13 protein-coding genes and 2 tRNA genes are annotated in these 15,385 nt (G+C 68.5%); 4 read left to right on the forward strand and 11 right to left on the reverse strand.

The features are described 5' to 3' along the window. Positions 1-134: 134 nt before the first annotated feature. On the reverse strand, positions 135-1,031 hold the full coding sequence (locus ACZ5U5_RS32560) for a rhomboid family intramembrane serine protease (RefSeq protein ID WP_469028849.1): 897 nt from the start codon (positions 1,029-1,031) through the stop codon (positions 135-137). Between the two features lie 116 nt (positions 1,032-1,147). After that, entirely contained in the window at positions 1,148-1,681 is a 534-nt protein-coding gene (locus ACZ5U5_RS32565; RefSeq protein ID WP_365826896.1) for a peptidylprolyl isomerase, read from the reverse strand. A gap of 251 nt (positions 1,682-1,932) precedes the next feature. On the opposite strand from ACZ5U5_RS32565, the gene ACZ5U5_RS32570 reads away from it, so the two are divergent. After that, entirely contained in the window at positions 1,933-2,655 is a 723-nt protein-coding gene (locus ACZ5U5_RS32570) for a DUF5324 family protein (RefSeq protein ID WP_469028851.1), read from the forward strand. Positions 2,656-2,730: 75 nt separating this feature from the next. On the opposite strand, the gene ACZ5U5_RS32575 is transcribed toward ACZ5U5_RS32570, so the two are convergent. Next, a tRNA-Ala gene (locus ACZ5U5_RS32575) sits at positions 2,731-2,803 on the reverse strand. A 182-nt stretch (positions 2,804-2,985) separates the two neighbouring features. Here ACZ5U5_RS32575 and ACZ5U5_RS32580 point away from each other — a divergent pair. Then, positions 2,986-3,534, forward strand: coding sequence for a helix-turn-helix domain-containing protein (locus ACZ5U5_RS32580; protein WP_453452812.1), 549 nt, complete (start codon positions 2,986-2,988; stop codon positions 3,532-3,534). Between the two features lie 49 nt (positions 3,535-3,583). Further along, positions 3,584-5,077, forward strand: a complete 1,494-nt coding sequence (locus tag ACZ5U5_RS32585) for a serine/threonine-protein kinase (protein WP_469028855.1) — start codon at positions 3,584-3,586, stop codon at positions 5,075-5,077. A gap of 33 nt (positions 5,078-5,110) precedes the next feature. Here ACZ5U5_RS32585 and ACZ5U5_RS32590 read toward each other — a convergent pair whose 3' ends face one another. Continuing rightward, positions 5,111-6,502, reverse strand: coding sequence for a hypothetical protein (locus ACZ5U5_RS32590; RefSeq protein ID WP_469028857.1), 1,392 nt, complete (start codon positions 6,500-6,502; stop codon positions 5,111-5,113). Positions 6,503-6,723: 221 nt separating this feature from the next. After that, entirely contained in the window at positions 6,724-6,852 is a 129-nt protein-coding gene (locus tag ACZ5U5_RS32595; protein ID WP_213089207.1) for a DLW-39 family protein, read from the reverse strand. Between the two features lie 336 nt (positions 6,853-7,188). Here ACZ5U5_RS32595 and ACZ5U5_RS32600 point away from each other — a divergent pair, with 336 nt between their 5' ends. Continuing rightward, a complete protein-coding gene (locus tag ACZ5U5_RS32600) occupies positions 7,189-7,518 on the forward strand; it encodes a DUF6344 domain-containing protein (RefSeq protein ID WP_469028860.1) in 330 nt (109 codons plus the stop codon). Between the two features lie 96 nt (positions 7,519-7,614). Here the strand turns inward: ACZ5U5_RS32600 and ACZ5U5_RS32605 are convergent. From ACZ5U5_RS32605 to recF, 6 genes are all read right to left on the reverse strand, one after another. Then, positions 7,615-7,688, reverse strand: a tRNA-Ile gene (locus ACZ5U5_RS32605). Between the two features lie 246 nt (positions 7,689-7,934). Next, positions 7,935-8,642: a DUF3566 domain-containing protein gene (locus tag ACZ5U5_RS32610; RefSeq protein ID WP_469028862.1), complete on the reverse strand. Its 708-nt coding sequence runs from the start codon at positions 8,640-8,642 to the stop codon at positions 7,935-7,937. A gap of 18 nt (positions 8,643-8,660) precedes the next feature. Continuing rightward, positions 8,661-11,261, reverse strand: coding sequence for a DNA gyrase subunit A (gyrA, locus tag ACZ5U5_RS32615; RefSeq protein ID WP_469028864.1), 2,601 nt, complete (start codon positions 11,259-11,261; stop codon positions 8,661-8,663). 43 nt (positions 11,262-11,304) lie between these two features. Beyond that, entirely contained in the window at positions 11,305-13,374 is a 2,070-nt protein-coding gene (gene gyrB, locus ACZ5U5_RS32620) for a DNA topoisomerase (ATP-hydrolyzing) subunit B (protein ID WP_469028867.1), read from the reverse strand. A gap of 265 nt (positions 13,375-13,639) precedes the next feature. Beyond that, positions 13,640-14,203, reverse strand: a complete 564-nt coding sequence (locus ACZ5U5_RS32625; protein ID WP_469028870.1) for a DciA family protein — start codon at positions 14,201-14,203, stop codon at positions 13,640-13,642. 22 nt (positions 14,204-14,225) lie between these two features. Then, positions 14,226-15,347, reverse strand: coding sequence for a DNA replication/repair protein RecF (gene recF, locus ACZ5U5_RS32630; RefSeq protein WP_469028872.1), 1,122 nt, complete (start codon positions 15,345-15,347; stop codon positions 14,226-14,228). Between the last annotated feature and the right edge of the window lie 38 nt (positions 15,348-15,385).

The raw sequence follows: 15,385 nt of genomic DNA on the forward strand, positions 1-15,385 counted from the left end.
AAGCCCTCACAGGCCCCTTGTCCCTCCTGGGGAAACCCAGGTCAGGGACAAGGGGCACTGTTGTTCCCCACAGAATGCACAAGCGTGGGCACACGCTGTGGACAACCTCGGCCATCGGTCGCCATGTGTGAGCGTCAGACGAGCTGAGCGGTCCTGATGAGCACGGCCGCGAGGACCACGACAAGCACCACCGCGCAGGTCCCCCACTGCACGAGCGCCCGCCGCTCGCGGGGCGCGTGCACCATCCCGTACGCGATCGCGACACCGGCGACCAGACCGCCGACGTGCGCCTCCCAGGCGATGCCGCTCCAGGTGAAGGTGAAGAGCATGTTCAGCGCGAGCAGCGCGATGACGGGCCGCATGTCGTAGTTCAGCCGCCGCATCAGGACCGCGGTCGCGCCGAGCAGGCCGAAAATCGCCCCGGAAGCCCCGAGCGAGGCCTCGTCCGACGCCGCGACGACGTAGGTCAGCGCGCCTCCCGCCAGGCCGGACAGTACGTACAGCGCGAGATAGCGGGCGCGTCCGAGCGCCGCTTCCAGCGGGCCGCCGAGCCACCACAGGCCGAGCATGTTGAACGCGATGTGCCAGATCTCCTGGTGCGTGAACATCGACGTGACCAGGCGGTACCACTGGCCTCCGGCGACGCCTTCCGTCGGCACCCAGGGCTGGGGCGGCCACGCCCCGATCAGGAACAGTTCATTGACCAGGCGGTCGCCCATGGCGAGGACGGCGATGAACACCGCGACATTCAGGCCGAGCAGGATCTTGGTGACAAGACGCGGGTCCGTGGCGATCGAGCCACCGGCGATGGTGCGCGGCTGGTTCGCCGCGGGGGCGTGACCGGTGCCCGAACCCTCGCGCACACACTCCGGGCACTGGAAGCCGACCGAAGCGCTGATCATGCACTCCGGGCAGATCGGCCGCTCGCAGCGCGCACAGCTGATGCCGGTCTCGCGGTCCGGATGCCGGTAGCAGCCGGGCAGGTTCGTTGCGTCCTGTGGCCCCTGCGGGCTTCCTGGTGCCTGGTCCATGGGGTCCCCTCAATGTCCGTACGAAGGCATAGCTATGCGCGCGTAGCGAACGCACCGCCCCGCCCTTCCTTACGGATGGGCGGGGCGGTTTGGTTCCCTCGCGGGGTGCGCCGGTGTCAGGCGGCGCGGGTCTCGATGACGACGGACTCGATGACCACGTCGTTCACGGGACGGTCGGTGCGCGGGTTGGTCTGCGTGGCGGCGATCTCGTCGACGACCTTCTGGCTCGCCGGGTCCGTGACCTCGCCGAAGATCGTGTGCTTGCGCGTGAGCCAGGCAGTCGGAGAAACCGTCACGAAGAACTGGGAGCCGTTGGTGCCCGGGCCCGCGTTGGCCATGGCGAGCAAGTAGGGCTTGTCGAAGGCGAGGTCGGGGTGGAACTCGTCCTCGAACTCGTAGCCGGGGCCGCCCGTGCCGTTGCCCAGCGGGTCGCCGCCCTGGATCATGAAGCCGCTGATGACGCGGTGGAAGACCGTGCCGTCGTAGAGCCGGTCCGTGGTCTTCTTTCCGGTCTCCGGGTGAACCCACTCGCGCTCACCCTGGGCGAGCTCGACGAAGTTCTTGACCGTCTTCGGCGTGTGGTTGGGGTGCAACAGCACCTCGATGTCGCCTCGGTTGGTCTTCAGGGTGGCGTAAAGCTGCTCGGCCACGGTCTGCCTTCCGTTGTCTTCTATGACGTACCGATCCTCCCACGGACCGGATTCCGTCGAGTAGTCACCGAGTGGGCGCGCGCCGCGACGATCCGTGGCATTGTCGGCAAAGCACTCTCCTTGTACCGATTTGATCAAAATGATCGCACCCGGATGCCCGGCTGCGTCATGCCTCGGAGCGATCCGGAAGGCATGATCCTTGAAAGGGTGGAAAGGTGACATACCTATAAGCCACCGAGGAGGAGGATCCTGTGACCCGCATCGACAGCGTGCGCGCCGCGACCGGTTCGGCTAAGGACAGCGTGCGGCATGCCGCGGAGGCGGTGGCCCCATACGCCGGAACTGCCAAGGAACAGGCCGTTCATTACGCGCATGAAAGCCGTGCACGCCTCGCGCCCAAGGTGTCGCAGGCCGCCGAGCAAGCCCGTGTGCAGTACGGCGCTCATGTCGGCCCGCGCATCGAGCAGGCTCGTGCGCATGTGCCGCCGAAGGTCGACCACGCCGCGCACGAGGCCGCTGTCCGCACCCGCAAGGCCGCCAAGCAGACCCGCAAGGCAGCCCAGCAGGCCGCCGACTACTCGAAGCCGCGGATCGAGCACGCCGTGGCCGCGGCCCAGCCCGTCCGTGAGGAGGCGGCGTCCCGCGGTGCCGCGGCGCTCGCCGCACTGCGCGGCGAGGTCTCTCCCAAGGAGATCCAGCGGCTGGTCCGCAAGCACAACCGCCGGGCTCGCGCCGGGCGTCTCGCCAAGGGCCTCGTGGTCCTGGGCGTGGTGGCCGGCGGTGCGGTCGCCGCCTGGAAGTGGTGGGACAAGCAGGCGAACCCGGACTGGCTCGTCGAGCCGCCGGCGGCGACGGAGGTCCCCGACAGCGCACCGCTGACCTCGGTCGACGGCAGCGGTCAGGCCTCCCTCGACCCCGAGGTCCAGGCCAAGCAGGCCGAGTCCGAGGCCGCGAAGGGCGACGACCTGCGCTGACGCTTCTGCATCACTGATGAACGCCGTAGGGCGGGATCACCTCAGCTGAGGTGATCCCGCCCTACGGCGTTTCTGTGGAGCCTAGGAGATTCGAACTCCTGACATCTGCCTTGCAAAGGCAGCGCTCTACCAACTGAGCTAAGGCCCCGAAAAAGGTGCACCCAGCCGGAAGGATCTCGCTCCGGTGGGCGACGCAGACCAGAGTACCGGGTCTCCCCCCGGATCTCGCAAAAGGATTGGGGGTCCCGGTGAACGACCACGCTCCGTAAGATGCTCGGCGTGGTTCGCGGCAGCGAACCACGGTTTTTGGGGAAGCGATGGGGAGACGCAATGGACGCCGCACAACAAGAGACGACCGCGAGAGCACGAGAGCTCCAGCGGAACTGGTACGGGGAGCCGCTGGGGGCGCTCTTCCGTCGTCTCATCGATGATCTGGGCCTCAACCAGGCACGCCTCGCCGGCGTGCTCGGTCTGTCCGCGCCCATGCTGTCCCAGCTCATGAGCGGACAGCGAGCCAAGATCGGCAACCCCGCGGTCGTCCAGCGCGTCCAGCTCCTCCAGGAGCTGGCGGGCCAGGTCGCCGACGGCAGTGTGAGCGCCGGTGAGGCCACCGACCGCATGGACGAGATCAAGAAGTCCCAGGGCGGCTCCGTCCTGACCAACACCTCGCAGTCGACGACGAGTTCGGGTGCGCCCACGGTGAAACGTGTGGTGCGTGAGATCCAGTCGCTGCTGCGCTCCGTAGCTGCGGCGGGCGACATCATCGATGCAGCGGACTCCCTCGCCCCGACCCACCCGGAACTGGCAGAGTTCCTCCGGGTATACGGCGCCGGACGCACCGCGGACGCGGTCGCCCACTACGAGGCGCACCAGAACTGAGCCGTCGACCGGGCCACCGGGCGGCCCGGAGGGGGAGCAATGCGCGACCATGGGTGAGGTCTTCGCCGGCCGCTACGAACTGGTCGACCCGGTCGGCCGCGGGGGAGTAGGAGCGGTCTGGCGCGCTTGGGACCACCGGCGGCGCCGGTATGTGGCGGCCAAGGTCCTGCAACAGAGCGACGCGCACGCGCTGCTGCGCTTCGTGCGGGAGCAGTCGCTGCGGATCGATCACCCCCATGTGCTCGCGCCGGCCAGCTGGGCCGCCGACGACGACAAGGTCCTGTTCACCATGGCCTTGGTCGCCGGCGGCTCGCTGGCCCATGTGATCGGGGATTACGGCCCGCTGCCGCCCCGCCTGGTCTGCACGCTCCTGGACCAGTTGCTCTCCGGGCTCGCCGCGGTGCACGCCGAGGGGGTCGTGCACCGCGACATCAAGCCCGCCAACATCCTGCTCGAGGCCACCGGCACCGCGCGCCCGCATCTGCGGCTCTCCGACTTCGGCATCTCGATGCGGATGGGCGAGCCGCGGCTGACCGAGACCAACTACGTCGTGGGCACGCCCGGCTACTTCGCGCCCGAGCAAATGCTGGGTGCCGAACCGGACTTCACCGCAGATCTCTTCGCGGTGGGCCTCGTTGCCCTCTATCTGCTGCAAGGCGCCAAGCCGGACGCCAAGGCCCTGATCGAGCATTTCGCCGCGCATGGCACACCTGGGGCGCCGCGGGGCGTTCCGGAGCCGCTGTGGCAGGTCGTCGCCACGCTGCTCCAGCCGGATCCCCAGGCGCGGTTCCGGACCGCCACGGGCGCGCGCAAGGCGCTGAACTCCGCCGTCGAGCTGCTCCCCGAGCCGGGGCCCGACGACGAGCTCGTAGAGATCTTCGATCAACTGGGCCCGCTTCCAACGGGCTTCGGGCCCGACGGCCCCCTCACCACCCCGCCTCAACCGGGCTTCGCTCCCCCCTCCGTACCGCCTCCGCCCCTCTCCGCGCCCCCGACCGGCAGCTTCCCGTCGACACCCCCGCCACCGCACGGCACACCGTCGCGAGGCACGCCGCCGCCGGGCGCTCCACCGCAGGCCACGCCGTCCTCGGGGCAGCCTGTACGGCAGGTGCAGCCGGTGCAGCCGGTGCAACAGATGCAGCCGGAGCAGCACGAACAGCAGGAGTACCAAGCGGAGGCCCAGCCCAGGCAGCAACCGCCGACACCTCCCCCTCCTCCCGTTCAGTCCCCGCACGTCCCCTCCCCCCAACCGCTCTCGACCCCGGCCCCAGCTCCGGTCCCGGCCCAAGTCCCGGCTTACTTCCCCTCGCAGCTCCCGGCCCCTACACCGTCACACTCTGTAATGGCATCGGCGCACCACGTATCCGCCCCTACTTATCCGTACACCGCTCACGCCCCACAGGTTCCACTCCAGCAGCGACCGGCTCCGCACCGCCAGACGCGACCGAAACGACCGGGACCGCCTCCGAAAGTGGCGATCCCCATGCTGCTGGCCGCTCTGGCGTGTTTCGCGGTGGGCATCTGGGCCCTCACTCAGATCTGACCCGGACCAGCCACCCGGCCAAGCCACCCGCACCTACCAGGCCGGTGGCGGCCCGAACTGCGTGGACGATCCCGATGTACCCGTCGAACCCGCAGCCGACGAAGCCGACGCGGACGCCCTCGCCCTCCTCCGCCCGACCAGCGTCCACACACCAAGGATCATCAGCAGTAAGGACCCAGCACCGAACCCACCGGCGGCAACCACCTTCATGCCGGCACCGCCGCTGTCCCCTCCCCCGGCGCCCCGCTCGCTCCCGCCTCCGGCGCCCACGTCCCCCCGGGCCGCCGCGTCCTTGTCCTCGCCGGTGACGCTGAACTCATCAGCGGGCCGCGCCGTCCCCACGTACGGCGGTCCCGTCTTCGCCGCGCCGTCGACATTCACCCGCAGCGTCAGATCGAGCGGCCCCTCGCCGAACTGCCGGGCGACCTTCGGATTGAGATGGACCGAGAGGTAATACCAACCGGCGAACCGTGTTTCGGCCACGCCATCGACCGGGGAGTAACGGTTCTCGTACGCAACGGGGGCCAGTGGTTTCAGCGCGGTCGACTTCTGTTGGCCGTCGTACGCCGTGTCGGCGTCATCGATGTGCGCGCGCACCGGATTGGCCAGTGACATCACGAGCGCCGACGTGACGTACTCGTCCGCGCCCCCGCTCGCACTGCCCAGCTCGGCGCTGGCGGAGATCTGCTGACCCCAGTCGACCGGTACACGGTAGAAGAGGGTCTGGCCAGGTTTGATCCGGTCACCCCAGACGCCTGCTCCCAGCGCCCGCGCGTCGTTGAAGCCCGTGCCGCCCCTGCGCTCCTTGCGCACACCGCCGGGAGGCGTGGGCGAGGCGGAGTTCCACGCGCCGGGCGGCGCCGTGGAGGCGCTCTTGCCCACTCCGGGCTCCGAGACGACACGCAGCTCCGTGTCCCACGTCTCCGTACTGGAGCCGGGATCGCTGTTCCGCTCGACCACTACGTAGTACGTGCCGGCCACCTCGCACCGGTTCGCGGCGGGGCCGACCGCCCGTGCCGCCCAGGCGGAGATGGGCCGCGGGCTCTGCGACGTACCGAATCGCGCGTCTCCGGAGTTGCAGTTGTTGCCGTTCGTGTCCTGTAAGGACACCTCCAGGCCGTCCCCGTAGGCGACCTTGGCGTCAAGCCCGGGAACGGCGGTGGCGGAGACGTACACGGTCTCGCGGGCGTCCAACTGCACCTGGTAGTAGAGCTTGCCCCCGCGCGCGAGGGAGCTCTTGTACGTCGACCCGGGCGTGAGCCGCACGCTGTCCATGCTGTTCTGCGCGCCGTCGACCGCCACGGACCCTTCGGCGAAGGTGTACGGGCTCCGGTCAGGGCTCGGGCCCGACGGGCCCTCCGCCGCGGCCATCCCCTGGACCGGGAACGCCATCACCGCGCACAACGCCGCTCCCACAACCGGCATCGCCCGGCCCCCGCACAGCCGCCCCATCACACGCCACCCCTCCCCAGAGCCCCGGTCGTCCCGCCCACTATGCCCAGGCGGAAGCCCGACAACCTTTGCTCACACCGGACAGGGGCTTGCGTGAGCAAACCCGAAGGGCCGGGAGACCGTAGAGATCCGGACAGCACAGGGCCCCGGCCGCAGAAGCGGCCGGGGCCCTGTGAAGAGACTGTTGTCCGTACTCACGAACCCGTGGGCACGGAGTCAGTCGCCTCCGTCCACAGATCCTGCTCGGCGCGATCCGCCTGGATCTGGCGGTACACGAGGAGCCCGCCGATGGCGGCCAGTGCGACCACAAGAAGCTTCTTCACCGCGCGACCTCGTCTTTCTTGACGTAAGGGACTTCTGGCGCCCGACTATACACACCGATCGATACCGATCGGTGACCTGGATCCACCCCAACTCCCGCCCCGAACACAGCAGTCGATTCGGGTGCGGCCACTCTCCGGCCACTCACGGCCCATCGCGACACGCGCCGCTCTCGACCTCGCCCGGAGCTCTCCCAGGCCCTCCAAGGGCCTTTTACGGCCATCCGGGTGGTGTTCATCTGAACATCGACGCGCCACGAGCGTCGGTCCCCCACTCTCGGCCCCACATACACATCATGAGGAAAGTACGCAAATCGCCCAACCCGAAAGTGAGACGCCATGACCGGCACCAAGGCCATGAAGCTGTGGACCACGCTCATCACCGCCTTCCTCGCACTCTTCGCCACGCTGGGATTCACCACGACGGCAACGGCGGCCACGCCGGTACAGCAGGCCACGGAAACGTGCAAGAGCACGCCGACCATGACGGCCCCACTCGCGGCCTACTGGGCAGCAGCGTACGAACGGTCCCTGCCGCCCACGATGAAGCAGCGCATCCGCGCCGAGGCCCACGGATCGTCCCCGAGCTGCCGCCACCTCCCCACGGACGACACGGAGACGGCCGCTGAGGCCCACGTCCATCCGGGCGGGCTCGCCGCGGAGCCGTAGTCACACCCCGGCCATCCCGGCCGCCCTCCCCCAGGGACCCCACAGACACGAAGAAGACCCCCAGCCGATACGGGCTGGGGGTCTTCTTCGTGTCTGTGGGGCTAACAGGATTTGAACCTGTGGCCTCATCCTTATCAGGGATGCGCTCTAACCAACTGAGCTATAGCCCCGCCGCGCTGCGGTGTGTCCCGCGCGCTGACCTCTGAAGATTAGCGCACGTGCGGGCCAGTCCCAAAATCGATACCTCCGCGGGCACCGCACAGGCCGTGACACGCAACAGGGCCCCGCCCTCAGCGGGCGGGACCCTGGCCGCGAAGACCCCCGGCACAGAGCGCCGGAGGGCGGTAAAAGCAAGGACATGCGGCGATGCGGACACGAGGAACGCGGAAGAAAGAGCTACGGGAAGAGGGCGAGAACTACTCGTCCTCGGCCAGCGTCAGCTCGACGCCGCCCACGAAGCCCGCGGAGAGGTTGTAGATGAAGGCGCCGAGCGTCGCGAGCGCCGTGGCGAGGACCACGTCGATGACCGCGATGATCGTCGTGAACATCAGGACGCGCGGCAGCGACAGGAAGGACTGCAGGTCGAAGCCGTTGGACTCGTTCGAGCCCGTCGCCTCCGAGATCGTGCCGCCCACCGTGGAGAAGACGCCCATGGCGTCCATGACCATCCACAGCACGGCGGCAGCAACGATCGTGCAGATGCCGAGCGCGATGGAGAGCAGGAAGCTGACCTTCATCACCGACCACGGGTCGGCCTTGGCCACCCGCAGCCGCGCCTTGCGCGTACGAGGCGTCGTGCGCGCCCCCGTCCGCGGCCTGCGCACGGAACCCGTCTGGGAGTTCTGCTGATAGGCCTGCGGCGGGTGGTACGGCTGGGACGCCTGCTGCTGGGGCTGGCGCTCACCGGGCAGAGCACCGGTGGCGTTCTGGGACCCTTGGCCCCCTGGGGAGCCGTCGGCGTACTGCGCTGACTGAGCCGGCTGCGGCCCTCGGGTGTCGGTCACGGTTCCCCCCTGGGATCCACGGGACTCATGCGAGTCGGGAGAGTCAGTGGCGGAGCCACGGACACCGTCTGTACCGGCTGGGCCGGTTCCACTTGCCCCGGCGCCCGTGGCTCCACTCACGATGACTCTCTCCTCGCGCTACTCGGCCGCGGACTCCGTGCCCTCGTCCGTACCGACGGCCGGCTCGCCGTCGGCCGATTCGACGACGATGTCTCCGTCGACTTCCTCAGCCTCGCGCCCGGCCTCGGCGTTACGAGCGATACCGACCACGGCATCGCGCTTGCCCAGGTTGATCAGTTGGACGCCCATGGTGTCACGGCCCGTCTCCCTGACCTCGTTGACTCGCGTACGAATCACACCGCCGCTCAGGGTGATGGCGAGGATCTCGTCGGTCTCCTCCGTCACCAGCGCCCCCACGAGTTCGCCGCGGTCCTCCACGATCTTGGCGGCCTTGATTCCGAGGCCACCGCGACCCTGGACGCGGTACTCGTCGACGTTGGTCCGCTTCGCGTAACCGCCGTCGGTTGCGGTGAAGACGAAAGTACCCGGCCTGACGACATTCATCGAGAGCAGTTCGTCGCCACCGCGGAAACTCATTCCCTTGACGCCCGACGTCGCGCGGCCCATGGGACGCAGCGCCTCGTCCGTCGCGGTGAACCTGATCGACTGCGCCTTCTTGCTGATGAGCAGCAGATCGTCCTCGGAGGAGACCAGCTCGGCACCGATCAGCTCGTCGTCCTTGCCGTCGTCCGTCTCGCGGAGGTTGATGGCGATGACACCACCGGAGCGAGGCGAGTCGTAGTCCTTGAGCGGCGTCTTCTTCACGAGGCCGCCCTTGGTGGCGAGAACCAGGTAGGGCACCGCTTCGTAGTCACGGATCGCGAGGATTTCGGCGATCTGCTCGTCCGGCTGGAAGGCGAGCAGGTTCGCCACGTGCTGGCCGCGGGCCTCGCGGCCGGCGTCGGGCAGCTCATACGCCTTCGCGCGGTAGACCCGGCCCTTGTTCGTGAAGAACAGCAGCCAGTGGTGGGTCGTCGACACGAAGAAGTGGTCGACGATGTCGTCCTGCTTCAGTTTCGTGCCGCGCACGCCCTTGCCGCCGCGCTTCTGCGAGCGGTAGTCCTCCGTCTTGGTGCGCTTGATGTAGCCGCCGCGCGTGATGGTGACGACGATGTCCTCTTCGGCGATCAGGTCCTCCATGGACATGTCGCCGTCGAAGGGCACGAGCGCCGAACGGCGGTCCTCGCCGAACTTGTCGACGATCGCCGCGAGCTCCTCGCTGATGATCTGGCGCTGCCGCTCGGGCGAGGCCAGGATCGCGTTGTACTCGTTGATCTTCGCCTGCAGTTCGTCGTGCTCGGCGACGATCTTCTGGCGCTCCAGGGCGGCGAGCCGGCGCAGCTGCATCTCGAGGATGGCGTTGGCCTGGATCTCGTCGATCGAGAGCAGGCCCATCAGGCCCTCTCGCGCGACGTCGACCGTCTGGCTGGCCCGGATGAGCGCGATGACCTCGTCGATCGCGTCCAGGGCCTTGAGCAGGCCGCGCAGGATGTGGGCCCGCTCCTCGGCCTTGCGCAGCCGGTACTTCGTACGCCGGACGATGACCTCGACCTGGTGCGTCACCCAGTGCCGGATGAAGGCGTCCAGGGAGAGCGTGCGCGGCACGCCGTCGACCAGGGCCAGCATGTTGGCGCTGAAGTTCGACTGCAGGTCGGTGTGCTTGTAGAGGTTGTTCAGCACGACCTTGGCGACCGCGTCCCGCTTCAGGACGACGACGAGGCGCTGGCCCGTGCGCGAGGACGTCTCGTCGCGGACGTCGGCGATGCCGCCGACCTTGCCGTCCTTGACCAGGTCGGCGATCTTCTGCGCGAGGTTGTCGGGGTTGGTCTGGTAGGGGAGCTCGGTGACCACCAGGCACTGGCGGTTCTGGATCTCCTCGACCGCGACGACCGCGCGCATCGTGATGGAGCCACGGCCCGTGCGGTACGCCTCCTCGATGCCCTTACGGCCCACTACTAGTGCGCCGGTGGGGAAATCGGGGCCCTTGATGCGCTCGATCAGTGCGTCGAGCAGTTCCTCGTGCGAGGCGTCCGGGTGCTCGAGTGCCCACTGCGCGCCCGCCGCGACCTCGCGGAGGTTGTGCGGCGGGATGTTGGTGGCCATGCCGACCGCGATGCCCGCCGAACCGTTGATCAGCAGGTTCGGGAAGCGCGCCGGCAGGACCGTCGGCTCCTGGTTGCGGCCGTCGTAGTTGTCCGTGAAGTCGACGGTCTCCTCGTCGATGTCACGGACCATCTCCATGGCCAGCGGCGCCATCTTGCACTCGGTGTACCGCATGGCGGCCGCCGGGTCGTTGCCCGGGGAGCCGAAGTTGCCGTTGGAGTCCACCAGGGGCATCCGCATCGACCACGGCTGGGCCAGGCGGACCAGGGCGTCGTAGATGGAGGAGTCGCCGTGCGGGTGGTAGGTGCCCATGACGTCGCCGACGACGCGGGCGCACTTGTAGAAGCCCTTCTCGGGGCGGTACCCGCCGTCGTACATCGCGTACAGGACGCGGCGGTGTACGGGCTTCAGGCCGTCCCGTACGTCGGGCAGCGCGCGCGAGACGATGACGGACATCGCGTAGTCGAGGTAGGAGCGCTGCATCTCCGTCTCGAGCCCGACGGGCTCGACACGCAGGCCCACGCCGGGAACAGCGGGCTCCTCTTCGGGCATCACAGGGGTGTTCTCGTCGGCCATTGCTGGTCAAAGTCCTTTCGAGGTGCGGCTTGTACGGGCCGACTCAGATGTCGAGGAAACGGACGTCCTTGGCGTTGCGCTGAATGAACGAGCGCCGTGCCTCGACGTCCTCTCCCATCAGCACCGAGAAGAGGTCGTCGGCCTGTGCCGCGTCGTCCAGGGTCACCTGGCCGAGAACGCGGTGGTCCTGGTCCATCGTCGTGATGCGCAGCTCCTCGGCGTTCATCTCACCGAGACCCTTGAAGCGCTGGACCGAGTCGTCCCTGATGCGCTTGCCCGCCTGACGGCCGAGCTCGACCAGCGCGTCGCGCTCACGGTCCGAGTACGCGTACTGGAAGTCGTCCCTGCTCCACTTGATCTTGTAGAGCGGCGGGCGCGACAGGTAGACGTGGCCGGACTCGACGAGTGGCCGCATGAAGCGGAACAGGAAGGTCAGGAGCAGGGTGTTGATGTGCTGGCCGTCGACGTCGGCGTCCGCCATCAGGATGATCTTGTGATAGCGGAGCTTCTCGATGTCGAAGTCCTCGTGCACGCCCGTGCCGAAGGCCGAGATCAGGGCCTGGACTTCCTGGTTCTGCAGGATCTTGTCGATCCGCGCCTTCTCGACGTTCAGGATCTTGCCTCGGATGGGCAGGATCGCCTGGTACATCGGGTTACGGCCGGACTTCGCCGAACCACCGGCGGAGTCGCCCTCGACGATGAAGATCTCGCACTTCGTCGGGTCGTTCGACTGGCAGTCGCTGAGCTTTCCGGGCAGGGAGGCCGATTCGAGCAGCCCCTTGCGACGGGTCAGGTCACGCGCCTTGCGGGCTGCGACGCGGGCCGTGGCGGCCTGGATGCCCTTGCGGATGATGTCCGCGGCCTCATTCGGATTGCGGTCGAACCAGTCCGTGAGGTGCTCGTGCACGACCTTCTGCACGAAGGTCTTCGCCTCGGTGTTGCCCAGCTTGGTCTTGGTCTGGCCCTCGAACTGCGGCTCGCCCAGCTTCACCGAGATGATGGCCGTCAGTCCCTCGCGGATGTCCTCACCCGTGAGGTTGTCGTCCTTCTCGCGCAGCAGCTTCTTCTCGCGCGCGTACCGGTTGACCAGGCCCGTCAGAGCGGCCCTGAAGCCCTCCTCGTGCGTACCGCCCTCATGCGTGTGGATCGTGTTCGCGAAGGAGTAGACACCTTCGGTGTACTGCGAGTTCCACTGCATCGCGATCTCGGCCGAGAGCATGCGCTCCTTGTCCTCGGCCTCGACGTCGATGACGGTCGGGTGGATCATCTCTCCCTTACGGGAGTTGAGGTACTTCACGAAGTCGACGATGCCGCCTTCGTAGTGGTACGTCACCGTGCGGGCCTCGGCGGCCTCGTCGTCGGTGGCCTCGGCCGAGTCCGCACCCGCCGTCGCCTTCGCCGAATCGCGCTCATCAGTGAGTTTGATGGTCAAACCCTTGTTGAGGAACGCCATCTCCTGGAAGCGCCGTGCCAGCGTCTCGAAGGAGTACTCGGTCGTCTCGAAGACGTCCGGGTCGGCCCAGAAGGTGACCGTGGTGCCCGAGTCCTCGACCGGCTCGTGCTTGGCGAGCGGGGCCGTCGGCACACCCAGCTTGTAGTCCTGGGTCCAGCGGTAGCCGTCGGTCCTGATGTCGACGGCGAGCTTCGTCGACAGTGCGTTCACTACAGAGACACCGACGCCGTGCAGACCACCGGAGACCGCGTATCCGCCGCCGCCGAACTTTCCGCCCGCGTGCAGCACGGTGAGCACGACCTCGACGGCCGGCTTCTTCTCGACGGGGTGGATGCCCACCGGGATGCCTCGGCCGTTGTCGATGACGCGTACGCCACCGTCGGCGAGGATCGTGACGTCGATGGTGTCCGCGTGCCCGGCGAGGGCCTCGTCGACGGAGTTGTCGACGACCTCTTGCACGAGGTGGTGCAGGCCACGCTCACCGGTCGACCCGATGTACATGCCAGGCCGCTTGCGGACCGCGTCCAGACCCTCGAGGACGGTGATCGCGCTGGCGTCGTACAAGGCTGTGACCTCGCCGTTCTCGCCAGCGACGGTAGACGGGATGTTCTCGTTGGGGTTGCCGGAATCGGCCACGAAGCGCCCTTTCTGGCACAGCACAAGCCAAGCACCCGGCCGTGGCCGGAGCGGCTGCGTCGTTCAGCGATAGTCAGCGTTGTTCTATGCGCCCCACAGGTGGGGCGGGATTAGCTTCCAGTCTACCGGTAGCGCCGACAGTGATGGGGGTTTGCCGGTACCTGAGTCCGCATGTGCCGTCCTGAAGCGGCATCCTCCGACTCCCCATATACGGAGCGGGGCCCTAGGAGGCTCACAGCGGCACTCAGCGCTTCGGGGTGTCAACCTTGAGCTACCACCCGGTACGGCCTCAGCCGTAGGTGTCCCCGGGGCCCGTGCTGCCCGGTGCGCGCAAGGGTCCGAAGCGCCGCGTGGGGCCGCTGGGACCGAGGACTTTGATGAGGCGCACGGTGCCGTGGCCCAGGTCCTCGTTGAGGCGCGCGACCAGCTGCGGGGCCAGCAGGCGCAGGTTCGTCGCCCAGGCAGTGGAATCGCACTGCACGGTCAGGACGCGCTCGTTCTCGTCGTACCGCTGTGGCACGCAGTGATTGGCCAGGTCCTCGCCGACGATCTGCGGCCAGCGGCCCATCACACCGCCGACCGCGGCCGGTGTCTCCCAGCCGCGCTCGGTGATCAAGCGGTTGATGGCGGAGCCGAGCGGCTGCGGGTCACGCCCGTCGGCGCGTGCGCCGGAGCGTAGACCGCCTCTGCGGGCCTGTTTCTTCTGCTGGGCGGCGTCCCCACGCGCGCGTGCCTGTTCCTTGGCGGCGCGCAGGGCGACCCGGGCGAGGTCGACACCGGAAGGCTCGGGCGTCTTCGGCTTCTCCTTGGGAGCGTCCCGAGGCGCGTCGTTGGCGGGCTCTTCGGCGCTCATGCGCGCTCCCGGCTCAGGCGGGTCATACGCGCTCCACCGCGCCGTCCGCGACCGCGAACCGTGCCCCGGCGAGCACGCCCGGCACGTCGTCGTCCACCGCGGCCGTGACCAGGACCTGCTCGCCCGGCGCCACCAGCTCCGCGAGCCGCTCCCGGCGGCGCGCGTCGAGCTCCGCGAACACGTCGTCCAGGACGAGCACGGGTTCGTTCCCCTCGGCGCGCAGGAGGTCGTACGAGGCGAGGCGCAGCGCCAGGGCGTACGACCAGGACTCGCCATGGCTCGCGTACCCCTTGGCGGGGAGCTGGCCCAGCTTCAGGAGCAGGTCGTCGCGGTGCGGGCCGACCAGCGTCACGCCCCGCTCGATCTCCTGCTTGCGGACCTCTTCCAGGGCGGCGATCAACTGCTCGTACAGAGCCTCGCGCGTATGGCCGTCGCCCGGCGCGGACGGCTTGTACTCAAGGGTGACGGGTCCGCCGCCGGGTGCCAGCTGTTCGTACGCCTTGTCGGCGAGCGGCTGCAGTGCGGCGATCAGGTCGAGCCGCTGCGTGAGCAGTTCGGCGCCCACGCGCGCGAGGTGCTGGTCCCAGACGTCGAGTGTGGACAGGTCCATGGAGCGCCCGCCGTGCCGCCGGGCCAGGGCCGCCGACTTCAGGAGGGTGTTGCGCTGCTTCAGCACCCGGTCGTAGTCGGAGCGCACGCCCGCCATCCGCGGGGAGCGGGCCGTGATCAGCTCGTCGAGGAACCGCCGGCGCTCACCCGGGTCGCCCTTGATCAGCGCGAGATCCTCGGGTGCGAACAGCACCGTGCGCACGATTCCCAGTACGTCACGGGGCTTGACCTGCGAGGATCTGTTGATGCGGGCGCGGTTGGCCTTGCCCGGGTTGAGTTCGAGCTCGACCAGCTGCTGGCGCTCGCCCTGCCGGACCGCGGCCCGGACGACGGCTCGCTCGGCGCCCATGCGCACCAGTGGCGCGTCCGAGGAAACCCGGTGGCTGCCGAGCGTGGCGAGATAGCCGACGGCCTCCACGAGGTTCGTCTTGCCCTGGCCGTTGGGGCCCACGAACGCGGTGACGCCCGGATCGAGAGGGACCTCGACCCGGGCGTACGAGCGGAAGTCGGCCAGCGACAGATGCGTGACATGCATGGTGTGCGCCGACCTCCCCCGGCTTGCTTCTCTTGCTG

The sequence above is a fragment of the Streptomyces sp. NPDC033177 genome, assembly GCF_055577715.1.

Excerpts from the sequence above, each read along its gene's own strand:
- ACZ5U5_RS32580 (WP_453452812.1), top strand. The coding sequence starts at position 2,986 with ATGGACGCCGCACAACAAGAGACGACCGCGAGAGCACGAGAGCTCCAG.
- ACZ5U5_RS32600 (WP_469028860.1), top strand. The coding sequence starts at position 7,189 with ATGACCGGCACCAAGGCCATGAAGCTGTGGACCACGCTCATCACCGCC.
- ACZ5U5_RS32560 (WP_469028849.1), bottom strand. The coding sequence starts at position 1,031 with ATGGACCAGGCACCAGGAAGCCCGCAGGGGCCACAGGACGCAACGAAC.
- ACZ5U5_RS32585 (WP_469028855.1), top strand. The coding sequence starts at position 3,584 with ATGGGTGAGGTCTTCGCCGGCCGCTACGAACTGGTCGACCCGGTCGGC.
- ACZ5U5_RS32590 (WP_469028857.1), bottom strand. The coding sequence starts at position 6,502 with ATGCCGGTTGTGGGAGCGGCGTTGTGCGCGGTGATGGCGTTCCCGGTC.
- gyrA (WP_469028864.1), bottom strand. The coding sequence starts at position 11,261 with ATGGCCGACGAGAACACCCCTGTGATGCCCGAAGAGGAGCCCGCTGTT.
- ACZ5U5_RS32625 (WP_469028870.1), bottom strand. The coding sequence starts at position 14,203 with ATGAGCGCCGAAGAGCCCGCCAACGACGCGCCTCGGGACGCTCCCAAG.
- recF (WP_469028872.1), bottom strand. The coding sequence starts at position 15,347 with ATGCATGTCACGCATCTGTCGCTGGCCGACTTCCGCTCGTACGCCCGG.